Here is a 13,385-nt window from a genome sequence, read left to right as displayed (position 1 = left end):
GCGTGCGCGACCCGGCGGGGGCCCCGGAAGCCGCATGTCTACATGACTGTAGAGTTCGCTCGGCCGCAGGGTGCGGCCGTAACCCCCGGAGGCGGCACACACGCGGGGCGGGGCGGAGCGTTCGGAGGGCAGGCGTGGGAACGGGAGGCCGGGGGCGGCGAGGCCGCACCGTACAACGCCACGGCCGCCGCGCGGGGGAGCGGCGCGGCCGCAAGGCACCGTTGACCCGGCGCGGCCGGATCGTGCTGTGGTCGGCCGGAGTGCTGGCCGTGCTGGTGCTGGGCGTCGCCGGGGCGGGGGCCTGGATCTACGGCGAGCTGAACGGCAACATCCACGCCGCCGACGTCGACGGCCGGATCGGCGGCGACCGGCCCACGAACCTGAGCCCCGGCTCCAGGAACGTCCTGGTGGTCGGCTCGGACAGCCGGGCCGGCGGGAACGCGGGCTACGGCAAGGGCCTGGAGACCATGCAGTCGGACACGCTGATGGTCCTGCACGTGGCCGCCGACCGGGAGTGGGCCACGGTCGTCTCGCTGCCGCGTGACTCCTGGGTCCCCATACCGGCCTGTGAGCGCGGGGACGGAAGCGTCTCCGCGCCGCACCGCTTCAAGATCAACGAGTCGTTCGCCATCGGAGGGTCCAGTGGTGACGTGGCGACCGCGGCGGCCTGCACGATCAAGACCGTCGAGCGGAACACCGGCCTGCGCATCGACCACTTCGTCTCCGTCGACTTCCAGGGCTTCAAGGGGATGGTGAACGCCCTGGACGGCATCGAGGTGTGCCCCGAGACCGCCATCCGCGACAAGAAGGCCCGCCTCGACCTCGAAGCGGGCTGCCAGACCGTCAAGGACGAGGACGCCCTCGGTTACGTCCGTACGCGCTACAGCGTCGGCGACGGCTCCGACCTCGGACGCATCGGACGCCAGCAGGAGTTCCTGGAGGCGCTGGCGGCCAAGGCCCAGCAGACCCTGACCAGCCCGGCCGACCTCTACGGCTTCCTCGACTCCGCCACCAGCTCCCTCACCACCGACCGGGCGCTGGCCGGAATCAAACCCCTGGCGGCCCTCGCCGCCGAGGTCAAGGGCATCCCCGCCGACCGGCTCACCTTCCTCACCGTGCCCAACTACGCGCGCGAGGCCGACGTGCCGTCCGACCGGGCCAACGTCGTCTGGCAGTACCCGCAGGCCGCCGACCTCTTCGACGCCCTGGCCCGGGACCGCGAGACCGACAAGGAGGACCTGGCGGCCGCTTCGGCGAACCCCGTCCACGCCCGGTCGGTCACGGTCCGGGTGCTCAACGGGACCGGCACCGCCGGGCGGGCCGCGGAGGTCGCCGAGGAGCTGCGCGCGCTGGGCTACACGGTCACCGGCACGGGCAACGCGCCCGCTCCGGCGGAGCGTACGGCCGTACGGCACCCGGCGGGGCTGGAGGAACACGCGCGGGTTCTCACCTCCCGCCTGGACGGGGTCGCGGCGGAACCGGCCGCCTCCGAGGGCGGCCGGACGCTCACCCTGGTGGTCGGGGCGGACTACCCCGGCACCGTCTGACGGACAACTCCCCTGGCCGAAAAGGGCGGGTGGGGGCGGGGAGGCGTCTTCCGGACATTCCCGGTCGATTTCCCGCCGTCGCCCGTCCGCCGGGCGATCCCCTTCCTATGCTCTACACGCTTGTCGTCGATGCCGGGGCGGGGCGCGAGCCCGGGCCGCCCCGGCGCACATGTGCGCGCCTCACGGGAGCGCGGAACGAGGAGGGAAACGAGCGTGGCCTCGATCGATCTGGACAAGGTGCTGGACAAGGCGTGGGCCGACAAGAGCCTGCCGGAGGTGCTGGAGGCGCCGGTGTCCGCGCTCAAGGGTGTCTCGGACCGGCAGGGCGACCTGCTCAAGGAGGCGTTCGGCATCAGGACGGTCGCCGATCTCGCGGACCTGAAGTACGTCGGCTGGGCCCAGGCCCTCGCCGCGCTGGGTGCGGCGAAGTAGCCGACCGCCGTTAGTGCGCGGCGCCCCGGGGACCCCCTGGGCGCCGTGACCGCGCGTCGTCGCCCGCGCCCGGCGGGCGCTCCGGCGGCCCCCGCCCTATGGGTGAGTGCGGCCGTCCGCTCAGGACCGGGCGGCGGTCCGGCAGCGGTCGTCAACGTCGCGGCCGCGCTGGTCGATCGGGGTGCCGCGGTCGTACGGGTCGATGGCGTCACCGGTCGTGCCGGCCGGGCGGTCCGCCCCGAAGGGGGGCGTCAGACAGCCGGTCGGGCCCTCGCGGCCGCCCTTGGTCAGGTCGGTCTTGTACGACCGCGCGGAGAAGGTTCCCGGCTCCGTGACGACCTCGGCGGGGTCGTCCCGGCTCATGACGGTCTCGCGGCGCACGACGGTGCGTACGATCCGGTCGTCGCCCCCTCCCGGCGCGGGCGCCACCGGATGGACGAACGCGGGCGCCACCGGGTGGACGAAGGTGACGTCGGCGAAGACCCGGTCGTCCCCGTTCCGCCCCCCCTGTGTTCAGCCCAGCGGCGCCCTCCGGCGCCCTCTGCGATCGCGCATCGTACGAGGTCGGGAGAGGCGGGCCCGGCGAAGGGCCGGAGAGCCGGTGCGGCCGGTCCGTTCTCGCGGAGACCGGCGATCTCTCTACAGTTCTCGGCCAGTTCTGTAGAAAAGACCCCCACCGTCACTTCTTGTCCCGGCAGTTGCGGCTGCGCCAGAGTTCGAGGCGCGGCGACAGGAACATGTCATCGCCGCCGGGCAGTGTCCACGGAACACGTCGCGCGTCCCCAAGCGCGGCGTGGCCACCCCCCCCATTGTCTGGACGCTCGCCTGCGTAGCGGAAGGAATCGCGTGAAGCACGGAAAGAAGAACGCGCGCAGATACATCGTGGCCGCCTCCATCGGCGCCCTTCTGTCGGCCGGAGCCGCCACAGGGGCCTACGCCGGTACGGCCGGGGAGCCCTCGGCTCCGGCGGCCGCCTCGGCTCCGGCGTACCAGCCGGAGATGGTGCGGGCCCTGGCGAAGACGCTGGGTGTCAGCGAGAAGGCCGCCGTCGAGCGGCTGGACCGCGAGGCCCGGGAGCAGGACCGGTTCGCGGAGCTGCGGAAGGACCGGGTCGAGACGCTCGGGGCCTTCTTCGCCAAGGACGGGTCGCTGGTCGTCAACGCCGCCGACGCCGAGGCGGCGAAGGAGGTCAGGGCGGCGGGACTCGCAGCACGGGTCCCGGAGCGCGGTGAGACCGAGCTCGACCGGATCAAGGCGCGGCTGGACGCCACGGCCCTCAAGAGCGCCCCCGCCGGAGTGTCGGCCTGGTCGGTCGACCTCGCGTCGGACACCGTCACCGTCGAGGTCAACGGGGCGTCGGACGCGGCGACCCGCAGCTTCCTCAAGGCGGCGAAGAGCAACGGTGACGCCGTACGGGTCGTCCAGGGCCAGGAGAAGCTGGAGACCCAGGCCGTCGTCCCGCCGGGCAGCCGGATGACCTTCAACGGCTATCTCTGCTCGGTCGGTTACGGCGCCAAGGACCGCAGCGGCAAGCAGGTGCTCGTGACCGCCGGGCACTGCATCGAGGACCTGCCCGAACTGGCCTACAACGGCAAGCGGTTCGCCAAGGGCACGAACACCCGCTTCGCGCTGGGCACCCGCAGCGTCGACATGGGCATCGCGGCTGTCGACTCCGGCAACTCGATCGGTCTGGACATCACCACGTACGGCAAGGCGGGCACCGTCCCGGTCAAGGGCAGCAAGCGGGCCCCCTCCGGCGCGGCGCTCTGCAAGTCCGGCCAGACCACCCAGTGGACCTGCGGCAAGGTCGGTTCGTACAACGTCAGCGTCACCTACACCGACCAGAACGGGGGTCCGGACACCGTCGTGACCGGTCTCGCCAGCTCCAGCGTCTGCACCCAGGGCGGGGACAGCGGCGGGGCGTACGTCTCCGGCGATCAGGCCCAGGGCATGACCTCCGGCGGACCGATCAGCCAGCGGTGCAACGGCCAGGTCAACTCGCCCGGCTCGTCCTACTTCCAGCCGCTCGACGACGCGCTGGCGTACTACGGGCTGACGCTCAACACCAAGTAGGCACCACCGAGTCAGCACCATCGGCCGGGCTCACGGCCTGCCCCCTGACGCGGGAGACCGTCCACTCATCCTGGGCGGTCTCCCGTACCAGCCGTTCCCGGTCCGTAGTCCCACGCCACCCCGTGGACCCCGGGCTTGCAGCGGGAGGTGAGCACATGGACGTCATGGGTGTCGCTCAGCGGGATGCGCCGCTTGGCCCGGGGCGGGGCCCCGACCTTCTCCCGGACGTAGCGGTGGCAGTCCACCGGCAGCGCGCCCGGGTGGAAGAAGACCTGCTGGAGGTATTCGTGCAGGTTCGTCCGCGACCAGCGCTCGTAGTGCGTGGCCGGGGTCTCGGACGGGCTCACGTCGACCGCGTAACTCACCACCGTGGTGTCCAGTTTGGCCAGCTCCCGGCCGAAGTGGATCTCCAGTACCAGGGACTTGAGCCCCTTCAGGTACGTGGCCTCCGCCAGGCGGCCGCAGGTGACCCTGATGTCGACGGGCTCGGCCGCCTCGTCGTCGAAGCTGAGGACGAAGACCGCCCGGTCGGCCCCCGCCCGGCTGGCCCGCAGGACGTTGGTGGTGGAGATCCCGCTCATCGTGCCGTTCTCGCCGACCCGCACGATGTCGTGCACCATCAGCGAACCCGTCTCCTGGTTGAAGTGGCGGAAGCGCGCGCCGAGCGCCTTCTCCACCACCGAGTCCTCCCCGAGGATCTGGAGCGCCGCCCGCTCGCTGCCGACCGGGGTAACCCGGCCGCGCGGGCGGCGCGGGCCCAGCAGCGAGCGCAGGGTGCCGGACGGCAGCTCCAGGATCTCCTCCAGGACGTCCACCGCCTGGAGGGACCGGGCCCGCTCCGGCTGGCTGCGGCCGCGCTGCCAGCTGCTGAGGGTGGCCTGGCTGATGGTGATGCCGCGCACCCTGAGCCGTTCGCTCACCCGCTCCAGCGACAGCCCGCGGCGGGTCAGCGCCTCCCGGAGCGTTCCGGGAAAGGTGTCGGCGCCGGTGGCCGCGGCGTGCAGCGCGGAGGAGGTGATGGCCTCCCCGGTGCGGGCCGCGGTGGTGTGGGGGGCCTCGACGCCCCGCGCCCCGGCGGCCGGTGCTCCAAGGGCGGGCGGCTCGCCGGGCCGTGCTCCGGCGGCGGCCGGCTCGTCCGGCAGCCCGCGGTCGGTGTCCGCTCCGCTCGTCATGGTCCTCCCCGTGGTTCCGGTGGTCTCCCGGCGGGGCCGTTCGCACCTCCCCGCATACTGGTGGACCACCGGACGGGCGGCGGATAACAAAACCCCCAGGGGTGACCTGTCCCACATTCCGGTGGCGAACCGAACGAAGGACGTGAACGGCGTGGACAGCACCGCTCTGGTCATCGCGGCGAGGAACGGCGACCGGGCAGCCGGGGAACGGCTCGCCGCCCAGTACCTGCCGCTCGTCTACAACGTCGTCGGGCGGGCGCTGAACGGCCATCCGGACGTCGACGACGTCGTGCAGGAGACCATGCTGCGGGCGCTGTCCGGCCTGGCGTCGCTGCGCGACCCGGCCCGCTTCCGCTCCTGGCTCGTCGCCATCGCCATGAACCAGGTCCGCACCCGCTGGTCGGGGCTCGGCCACCGGCCCGCCTCGCTGGAGGCGGACGAGGACCCCGCGGACCCGGCAGCCGACTTCGTGGACCTGACCATCTGGCGCCTCGAACTCTCCGGCCAGCGGCGCGAGACGGCCGAGGCCACCCGCTGGCTGGACGGCTCCGAGCGCGACGTGCTGTCCCTGTGGTGGCTGGAGACCACCGGCGAGCTGACCCGGGCCGAACTGGCCGACGCCCTCGGCCTCACCCCGCAGCACGCCGCCGTGCGCGTCCAGCGGGTGAAGAACCAGCTGGACACCGGCCGGGCGGTCGTACGGGCCCTGGCGGCCGACCCCCGCTGCCCGGACCTGGCGGAGCTGCTGGGCGACTGGGACGGGACGCCGACGCCCCTGTGGCGCAAGCGGATCGCCCGGCATGTGCGGGCGTGCGGCTCCTGCGCCGCCGGGAGCGCGGGGCTCGTCCCGCCGGAGGGGCTGCTCTCCGGCCTCGCACTGGTGCTGCCGGTTCACGACACCGGGCAGGCGGTGACGGCGGCCGTCGCCTCCGTCTCGGCCGGGAGCTCGGCCTCCGGCGCGGCCGCCGCCGCTCCCGCCGCCTCCGGTGTCTCCGGGGCCTTCGGTGCCTTCCCGGCCGGGAAGGCGGCGGGTGTGGCGGGACTCATAGCCGCGGCGGCCGCGGTGACCTCGCTGACCGTCTACTTCTGGCCCGCCGAGCCCGCGCCGCCCGTCTCGCGGGGTGGGGACGTCACGCGCAGCGCACCGCCCCCGCAGCCCCCGGCCGCCGCCCCCGCCGAGCCCGCGCCCGGGTCGGCCACCCCCACGCCGGCCACCTCCGCGCCCGCCACTCCCACGCCCACCACCTCCGCGCCGGCCCCGTCGGCACCGGCCACCTCCGCACCGGCCACTCCCGCGCCGGGCCGGAGCTCCGGCGCCGCCTCCCCGGCACCGACGCCCGCCGTCCCGGAGCTGATGGCCGCGCCCGAGCCGGAGGCCCGGGTGGTCACCGAGGTCAACACCCTGCGCGCCGAGAACGGCTGCCCGGACCTGCGCACCGACCCCCGGCTCACCGAGATCGCCGAGCGGCACTCGGCGGACATGGCCGCACGGAACTACTTCGGCCACACCGACTCCACGGGCCGGGGCGTGGGCGACCGGGTGAGCGCCGCGGGCTACGTCTGGTCGGCCGTCGGCGAGACCATCGCGACCGGGATGAGCGATCCGGCGGCGGCCGTCGAGGAGTGGCGGGCCGGCCCGGGGCGCGACAACGACATCTTCAACTGCGACTTCGTCCACGTGGGGGTGGGTCTCGCCGACTCCCCGCGCGGCCCGTACTGGACGCAGGTGCTGGCCACCCCGAGGTGAGCGAGCGGGCCGACTGTCAGTGGCGGGTGCCACACTCGGCCGGTATGGAGAACAGTGTGCGGCTCAGGGACGTCGTGGCCGATGACCTGGAGGTCTTCCTCGCGTACGAGCACGATCCGGAGGCGGTGCGGCGGTCGCGGTTCGTCCCCCGCGAGAGGGACGCGTTCATGAGGCACTGGAGGACGCGGGTGCTGGGGGATCCCGCCAACTTCGTGCAGGCGGTCGTCGTGGACGGGGAGACCGCGGGGAACATCGCGGCCTGGTGGGAGGGGGACCGGCGCTTCCTCGGCTATTGGTTCGGCCGTCCGTTCTGGGGCCGGGGCATCGGCACCGAGGCGCTGACCGCGTTCCTGGAGCGGGAGACGGCCCGCCCGCTGTACGCGGACCCCTTCGCGGGCAACACCGGCTCCGTACGCCTGCTGGAGAAGTGCGGGTTCACGGCGACCGGCACCGTGCGGCACGGTGCGGACGAGCATGTGCTCCTGGTGCTCGGCGGGGGCGGGTGACCGGGCGCCCCGCACCGCGGCGCGTGCCCGTCCGGCCGGACCCCGGGCGCGGGACCGCCCGCCCTGCCGGGGTGCGCGGCCGGACCCCTACGGCTGCCGCAGCGGCTTGGCCATGCAGATGCTGCTGTCGTACGTCCGGTAGTGGCCGAACTTCACGTCGCAGACGGTGTAGCCGCACGAGGTGTACAGCGCCACGGCCTCCGGCTGCTGGTCGCCGGTCTCCAGCACCATCCGGGTCCGGCCCGCGGCGCGGGCGTCCTCCTCCAGGGCGGCGAGCATCCGCCGGGCCAGCCCCCGGCCGCGCCCCTCGGGCACCACGAACATCCGCTTGATCTCGGCGTCGCCGTCCGCGTAGCCCTCGTCGTTGCGGTCCTGGGTGCGCCAGCCCCCGGTCGCCACCGGGCGCTCCAGCTCGTCGTAGGCCAGCAGATACAGGCCACGCGGCGGGACGAACATGGCCGGGTCGAGCGGGGTGACATCGCCCTCGTCGCCGTAGCGCTCGGCGTATTCGAGCTGGACCTGGTCGTTGAGCTTGACGGCGTCGGGGTGGTCGAAGGGGCGAGGGTGAATAAACATGCTGAGTATCGTATATCTGTGCGTGGGGGTGGAGTAGGTACTGTTCGGGGATGCTGACCGTTACCACCGTGAATGTTAATGGGCTCCGCGCCGCCGCCCGGAAGGGCTTCGCCGGGTGGCTGGCCGGGACCGACGCCGATGTGGTGTGTCTCCAGGAGGTGCGGGCCGAGCTCGCCCAGCTGCCCGCCGAGGTGGGCGCCCCCGAGGGCTGGCACGCCGTGCACGCCCCCGCCGCCGCCAAGGGGCGTGCCGGGGTCTCGCTCTACTCCCGCCAGGCGCCGGAGCGGGTCCAGATCGGCTTCGGCGGGTTCGGGGCGCCGGGGGCCAAGGAGTTCGACGCGAGCGGCCGGTACGCCGAGATCGACCTTCCCGGGGTGACCGTCGCCAGTCTGTATCTGCCCTCCGGCGAGGTCGGCACCGAGCGGCAGGACGAGAAGGAGCGCTTCATGGCCGCGTTCCTGCCCTACCTCCAGGGGCTGAAGGAGCGGGCGGCGGCGGACGGCCGCGAGGTCGTGGTCTGCGGCGACTGGAACATCGCCCACCAGGAGGCCGACCTGAAGAACTGGAAGGCCAACCGGAAGAGCTCCGGCTTCCTGCCCGAGGAGCGCGCCTGGCTGACGCGCGTCTTCGAGGAAGCCGCCTACGTCGACGTCGTGCGGCAGCTGCACCCGGATGTCGCGGGGCCCTACAGCTGGTGGTCCTACCGGGGCCGGGCCTTCGACAACGACAGCGGCTGGCGCATCGACTACCAGATCGCCACCCCGGGGCTCGCCGCGCGCGCCGTGAAGGCCTGGGTCGAGCGGGCCGCCACGCACGACGAGCGCTGGAGCGACCACGCGCCGGTGACGGTCGTCTACGAGCGGTAGAGCGGCCCCCTCGCACGCGGGCTCACCAGCACGCGGCCCCGTACGCCGGTCCTCGTGCGCGGCCTCCCGCGGACGGCCCCCCGCGTAGGGCGCGGTGCGCGGCCTCGCGCGTCCGGCCTTCGCGCACGGGCTCCCGCGCCGGGCCCGTGCGCGGGGTCACGCCTTCGGCGGCCGGGTACCGTCCTCGCGGCGCAGCCTCCGGTCCAGGGCCATGGACAGCTCCGCGTCCACCACCGCGCGGGCGAGCGGACGCAGTTGGGCGGGTTCGGTCTCCGCGGTGTGGGCATGCAGTACGCGGACGAAGATTTCGGCGAGCGCTTCCGCGTGTTCGCGGACGCGGCGGCCCGAGGAGAGCACCGTGGCGAGCGGCACCCCTTCCCGTACGAGTTCCGCCGAGACCTCCAGGAGACGGCGGCTGATGTGCACGATCTCGTCGCCGTCGGTGGCGAGATAGCCGAGGTCCAGCGCGGCCGCCAGGTTCTCCGGGGTGACCTCGCCCTCGAAGTAGTCGGCGAGCTGCTCGGGGGTGAGGCGGACCGGGGTCTCCTCGGTCGGTTCGCCCAGGCCCAGCACCTCCGCGACATCGCGGCCGCTCTCGAAGGTGGCGGCCAGGTCCGCGATGCCGTTGAGGGTGTGGCCGCGCTCCAGCAGCCCCGCGATGGTCCGCAGCCGGGCCAGGTGGTGGTCGTCGTACCAGGTGATCCGGCCCTCCCGGCGCGGGGGCGGGATCAGGCCGCGCTCCCGGTAGAAACGCAGGGTCCGCACGGTGATCCCGGCCTTCTCGGCCAGCTCCGCCATGCGGTATTCGCGGTGCTCGGGTCCTTCAGCCACAGGAGCACCCTATGTTGTACCGCCGGTAACTTTCCTCCGTCCGCCCCCTACCCATCGGTACGGGGCTGCTCTACTCTCCGAACCATGCCAGTGATTGCTGGCAGAGTGGCGTGACATACCGCGGGAGGCGGCAGCATGTCCCAGCAGGAGCATGTACGTGTGGCGGTGATCGGGACCGGATTCGGGGGCCTGGGGGCCGCCGTCCGGCTGCGCCGCGAAGGCATCACCGACTTCGTCGTCCTGGAGCGGGCCGGTTCGGTGGGCGGCACCTGGCGCGACAACAGCTATCCCGGCTGCGCCTGCGACGTCCCCTCCCACCTCTACTCCTTCTCCTTCGCGCCCAACCCCGACTGGCCGCGCACCTTCTCCGGCCAGCGGCACATCCGGGCCTACCTGGAGCGCGTCGCCGACACCTTCGGCCTGCGCCCGCACATCCGGCTGAACCACGAGGTGCGGCTGATGAGCTGGGACAGGGAGAACCTGTCCTGGGTGATCGAGTCGGCGAACGGCACGACCCTGCGCGCGGACGTCGTCATATCCGCCACCGGGCCGCTCTCCGACCCCAAGACGCCCGACATACCCGGGCTCGGCTCGTTCCCCGGCAAGGTCTTCCACTCCGCCCGCTGGGACCACGACTACGACCTGACCGGCAAGCGGGTCGCGATGGTCGGCACCGGCGCCTCCGCCATCCAGATCGTCCCGGCGATCCAGCCGAAGGCGGCCCGGCTCACCCTCTTCCAGCGGACCCCGCCCTGGGTCATGCCGCGTATGGACCGCACCATCAGCAAGGCCGAACGCGCCCTGCACCGGGCGATACCCGCCACCGGCACCGCCCGGCGCGGACTGCTGTGGGGCATAAGGGAGTTGCAGGTCAGCGCCTTCACCAAGCACCCCGACCAGCTGGGCCTGGTGGAGGCGATAGCCAAGTCGAACATGGCGCGGTCCGTGAAGGACCCGGCCCTGCGGGCCAAGCTGACCCCCGACTACCGCATCGGCTGCAAGCGGATCCTGCTCTCCAGCACCTACTACCCGGCGCTCGCCCGGCCCAATGTGGACGTGGTCGCCTCCGGGCTCAGCGAGGTCCGCGGCTCCACCGTCGTCGCCGCCGACGGCAGCGAGGCGGAGGTCGACGCGATCATCTTCGGCACCGGCTTCCACGTGACCGACATGCCGATCGCGGAGCGGGTCGTCGGCGCGGAGGGCGTCACCCTCGCCGAGACCTGGAAGGACGGGATGAACTCGCTGCGCGGCGCGACCGCCTCCGGGTTCCCCAACTGGATGACGATCATCGGCCCCAACACCGGTCTGGGGAACTCCTCGATGATCCTGATGATCGAGTCCCAGCTGAACTACATGGCCGACTACCTGCGCCAGCTGAACGTCATCGGCGGGCGGGCCGCGCTCGACGCCCGGCCCGGCTCCGTCACCGCGTGGAACGACACGGTCCAGCGGCGGATGAAGCGCACCGTGTGGAACACCGGCGGCTGCACCAGCTGGTACCTGGACGCGGAGGGCCGCAACACGACCGTCTGGCCGGGCACCACGGGGGAGTTCCGCCGCCAGACGCGCACGGTGGACCTCAGGGAGTACGACGTGATCCGGGCGGGCGGGGCGCAACGGCTCGCCGGGTCCGGGCGGGTGCCCGAGCAGCCCGGCCGTGCCGAGCGCGAGACGGTCACCGCGGCCGGGACCGCGCCCCCGGCCGCGGGATCCGCCGGCACCGTCGCCGAGGAGGTCTCCCGGTGAGCCGCCTCCTGCACCGCGCGTCCGTCCCGCCCGTGCCCGCCGAGGAGCTGACCGCCCGGTCCGCCGACGGCTCGCGCATCCACGTCGAACTGCACGGACCCGAGGACGCCCCGGCCGTCGTCCTGGCCCACGGCTGGACCTGCAACACCCGCTTCTGGGACGCCCAGATCCGGGACCTGGCCGCCGACCACCGCGTCATCGCCTACGACCAGCGCGGCCACGGCCTCACCCCCGAACCGGGCCCCGGTGGCTACAGCACCGACGCGCTGGCCGACGACGTGGAGGCGGTCCTGGCCGCCACGCTCGCGCCGGGCCGCAGGGCGGTGCTGGCCGGGCACTCCATGGGCGGGATGACCCTGATGGCCGCGGCCGCCCGCCCCGGGCTGCGCGAGCACGCCGCCGCCGTCCTGCTCTGCTCCACGGGCAGTTCGCGGCTGACCGCCGAGGCCCTGGTCCTCCCGTTCCGTGCCGGGGCGCTGCGGACCCGGCTCACCGCCGCCGTACTGGGGGCGAGGGCGCCGCTCGGCCCGGTCACCCCGCTCTCCAGGAGGCTCCTCAAGTACGCGACTATGGCGCCCGGTTCGCCCCCGGACCGGGTCGAGGCGTGCGCCCGGATCGTGCACGCCTGCCCGCGTCGCGCCCGGGTGGGGTGGGGCCACGTCCTCGGCGAACTGGACCTCGCGGCGGGGGTGCGCGACCTGCGGGTGCCGACCGCGGTGATCGCGGGCACGGCCGACCGGCTGACCCCGCCGGTCCACGCCCGCGCGATCGCGGCCGCCCTGCCGGTCGGCCTGGGGGTGACCGAGCTGACGGGTGTGGGACACATGACGCCGATCGAGGCTCCGGAGGCCGTGACGGCGAGAATCAGGGAGCTGGTCACCCGGTACGTCACCGAGCGGACGGCCACCACGGCCGAGAAGGAGGATGTCGCATGAGCAGCAGGGGGAGTCTGGAGGGCCAGGTCGTCGTCGTCACCGGCGCGGCCCGGGGCGTGGGCGAACTGCTGGCCCGCAAGCTGTCCGCGCGCGGCGCGACCCTCGCGCTGGTCGGCCTGGAGCCGGACCAGCTGAAGCAGGTCTCCGAGCGGCTGCACGGTGAGAGCGACCACTGGTTCGCCGACGTCACCGACCACGAGGCGATGGCGCGGGTGGCCCAGGAGGTCAAGCGGCGCTTCGGCAAGGTCGACGTCGTCGTCGCCAACGCGGGCGTCGCGGCGGGCGGCCCGTTCGCCGACTCCGACCCGGACGCCTGGCGGCGGGTCATCGAGGTGAACCTCATCGGCGGGGCGGTCACCGGGCGGGCGTTCCTGCCGGTGCTGACGGAGAGCCGCGGCTACTTCCTCCAGATCGCGTCACTGGCCGCGATCGCCCCGGCGCCGATGATGACCGCCTACTGCGCCTCCAAGTCCGGCGTCGAGGCCTTCGCGCACAGCCTGCGGGCCGAGGTCGCCCACAAGGGCGTGAAAGTGGGCGTCGGTTACCTCTCCTGGACCGACACCGACATGGTGCGCGGCGCCGATCAGGACGACGTCATGCGGGAGTTGCGCAGGCGGCTGCCGTGGCCGATGAACCGCACCTACCCGCTCGGCCCGGCCGTCGACCGGATCGTGGCGGGGATCGCGCGGCGCTCCGCCCACGTCTACGCCCAGTGGTGGCTGCGCGGGACGCAGTCGGTGCGCGGCTACCTGCCCGCGGTCGTCGCACTGGGCGGCCCGCGCGAGATGCGGCGCTTCGAACCGCGGCTGCACAGCATCTCCAAGGGGCTGGTCGGAGCTGGGGGAGCGGCCGACCAGGAGGCACGCGCCGACCGGGTGTGACGGACAGTAGCTGTCCGACATGCGTGGAATGTCGGGTCGTGCGAGGCTGAGCGAGGCCCCGCGGGGGGCCGCA

At 73.4% G+C, this 13,385-nt stretch carries 13 protein-coding genes; 9 read left to right on the top strand and 4 right to left on the bottom strand.

Annotation, left to right across the window (positions count from 1 at the left end; genetic code table 11):
- The first annotated feature begins 260 nt into the window (after window positions 1-260).
- Both ACIRRU_RS02745 and ACIRRU_RS02740 read left to right on the top strand, forming a co-directional pair.
- Window positions 261-1,547 (top strand): LCP family protein, encoded by a 1,287-nt coding sequence (locus ACIRRU_RS02745; protein ID WP_403675619.1) that lies wholly within the window; start codon window positions 261-263, stop codon window positions 1,545-1,547.
- A 213-nt stretch (window positions 1,548-1,760) separates the two neighbouring features.
- Complete coding sequence (locus ACIRRU_RS02740; RefSeq protein ID WP_363201181.1) at window positions 1,761-1,979, top strand: hypothetical protein; 219 nt, start codon at window positions 1,761-1,763, stop codon at window positions 1,977-1,979.
- Window positions 1,980-2,099: 120 nt separating this feature from the next.
- Here ACIRRU_RS02740 and ACIRRU_RS02735 read toward each other — a convergent pair whose 3' ends face one another.
- Complete coding sequence (locus tag ACIRRU_RS02735; RefSeq protein WP_403675256.1) at window positions 2,100-2,432, bottom strand: hypothetical protein; 333 nt, start codon at window positions 2,430-2,432, stop codon at window positions 2,100-2,102.
- 393 nt (window positions 2,433-2,825) lie between these two features.
- On the opposite strand from ACIRRU_RS02735, the gene ACIRRU_RS02730 reads away from it, so the two are divergent.
- Entirely contained in the window at window positions 2,826-4,052 is a 1,227-nt protein-coding gene (locus ACIRRU_RS02730) for a S1 family peptidase (RefSeq protein ID WP_403675254.1), read from the top strand.
- A 65-nt stretch (window positions 4,053-4,117) separates the two neighbouring features.
- Here the strand turns inward: ACIRRU_RS02730 and ACIRRU_RS02725 are convergent, their stop codons facing one another.
- On the bottom strand, window positions 4,118-5,224 hold the full coding sequence (locus ACIRRU_RS02725; RefSeq protein WP_403675251.1) for a multiprotein-bridging factor 1 family protein: 1,107 nt from the start codon (window positions 5,222-5,224) through the stop codon (window positions 4,118-4,120).
- A gap of 142 nt (window positions 5,225-5,366) precedes the next feature.
- Between ACIRRU_RS02725 and ACIRRU_RS02720 the strand changes: the two genes are divergently transcribed.
- Window positions 5,367-6,971, top strand: a complete 1,605-nt coding sequence (locus tag ACIRRU_RS02720) for a sigma-70 family RNA polymerase sigma factor (protein ID WP_403675616.1) — start codon at window positions 5,367-5,369, stop codon at window positions 6,969-6,971.
- A 44-nt stretch (window positions 6,972-7,015) separates the two neighbouring features.
- The gene (locus ACIRRU_RS02715; RefSeq protein ID WP_403675248.1) at window positions 7,016-7,477 is read left to right on the top strand and encodes a GNAT family N-acetyltransferase; all 462 of its coding nucleotides are present in this window, start codon (window positions 7,016-7,018) and stop codon (window positions 7,475-7,477) included.
- Between the two features lie 87 nt (window positions 7,478-7,564).
- Here the strand turns inward: ACIRRU_RS02715 and ACIRRU_RS02710 are convergent, their stop codons facing one another.
- Window positions 7,565-8,053: a GNAT family N-acetyltransferase gene (locus ACIRRU_RS02710; RefSeq protein WP_403675246.1), complete on the bottom strand. Its 489-nt coding sequence runs from the start codon at window positions 8,051-8,053 to the stop codon at window positions 7,565-7,567.
- A 50-nt stretch (window positions 8,054-8,103) separates the two neighbouring features.
- Between ACIRRU_RS02710 and ACIRRU_RS02705 the strand changes: the two genes are divergently transcribed.
- Window positions 8,104-8,919, top strand: coding sequence for an exodeoxyribonuclease III (locus tag ACIRRU_RS02705; protein ID WP_403675243.1), 816 nt, complete (start codon window positions 8,104-8,106; stop codon window positions 8,917-8,919).
- A 156-nt stretch (window positions 8,920-9,075) separates the two neighbouring features.
- On the opposite strand, the gene ACIRRU_RS02700 is transcribed toward ACIRRU_RS02705, so the two are convergent.
- The gene (locus ACIRRU_RS02700) at window positions 9,076-9,717 is read right to left on the bottom strand and encodes a MerR family transcriptional regulator (protein WP_403675613.1); all 642 of its coding nucleotides are present in this window, start codon (window positions 9,715-9,717) and stop codon (window positions 9,076-9,078) included.
- A 168-nt stretch (window positions 9,718-9,885) separates the two neighbouring features.
- On the opposite strand from ACIRRU_RS02700, the gene ACIRRU_RS02695 reads away from it, so the two are divergent.
- From ACIRRU_RS02695 to ACIRRU_RS02685, 3 genes are read left to right on the top strand one after another with little or no spacing between them, the layout of a single operon-like run.
- Entirely contained in the window at window positions 9,886-11,496 is a 1,611-nt protein-coding gene (locus tag ACIRRU_RS02695; protein WP_403675240.1) for a flavin-containing monooxygenase, read from the top strand.
- On the top strand, window positions 11,493-12,431 hold the full coding sequence (locus tag ACIRRU_RS02690; protein ID WP_363201188.1) for an alpha/beta fold hydrolase: 939 nt from the start codon (window positions 11,493-11,495) through the stop codon (window positions 12,429-12,431). Before ACIRRU_RS02695 ends, ACIRRU_RS02690 begins: the two co-directional genes overlap by 4 nt.
- On the top strand, window positions 12,428-13,312 hold the full coding sequence (locus ACIRRU_RS02685; RefSeq protein ID WP_403675237.1) for an SDR family oxidoreductase: 885 nt from the start codon (window positions 12,428-12,430) through the stop codon (window positions 13,310-13,312). Before ACIRRU_RS02690 ends, ACIRRU_RS02685 begins: the two co-directional genes overlap by 4 nt.
- The last annotated feature ends 73 nt before the right edge of the window (window positions 13,313-13,385 follow it).

It is taken from the genome of Streptomyces sp. NPDC101181 (genome assembly GCF_044767975.1).
In the GTDB taxonomy this organism is placed as follows: Bacteria; Actinomycetota; Actinomycetes; order Streptomycetales; family Streptomycetaceae; genus Streptomyces.
This window is presented reverse-complemented; position numbering and strand designations above follow the sequence as displayed.